A 387-nucleotide genomic window follows, 5' to 3' on the forward strand; every position below is an offset into this window, starting at 1 on the left:
AGCTGGTCGACCATCGTGTTGATGGTGGACTTCAGCTCCAGGATCTCGCCCTGCGCATCGACGGTGATCTTCTGGCTGAGGTCGCCGTTCGCCACCGCCGTGGTCACCTGGGCGATGTAGCGGACCTGCGAGGTCAGGTTCGACGCCATGAAGTTGACGTAGTCGGTGAGGTCCGTCCAGACCCCGGAGACGCCACGGACCTGGGCGCGGCCGCCGAGCAGGCCCTCGGTGCCGACATCGCGGGCGACCCGGGTGACATCGACGGAGAACGCGGACAACTAGAAGAGAAGAGGGTAGAGGGTGGACTTCTGGTCCTGGATCTCGAAGATCGCATCGAAGGACATCTAATGGCTGAGGTCGCCGGGCGCCACCGCCGTGGTCAGCTGG

The 387-nt window shown here is 64.6% G+C and carries 1 protein-coding gene; it reads right to left on the reverse strand.

Translation table 11 applies throughout. The features are described from left to right. Positions 1-278, reverse strand: a 278-nt coding sequence (locus tag PUR53_RS00250; RefSeq protein WP_443080242.1) for a HAMP domain-containing protein, incomplete at its 3' end; no start/stop codon positions are given. Positions 279-387 lie beyond the last annotated feature (109 nt).

The organism is Streptomyces sp. SP18BB07 (assembly GCF_036322545.1).
GTDB lineage: Bacteria > Actinomycetota > Actinomycetes > Streptomycetales > Streptomycetaceae > Streptomyces > Streptomyces deccanensis.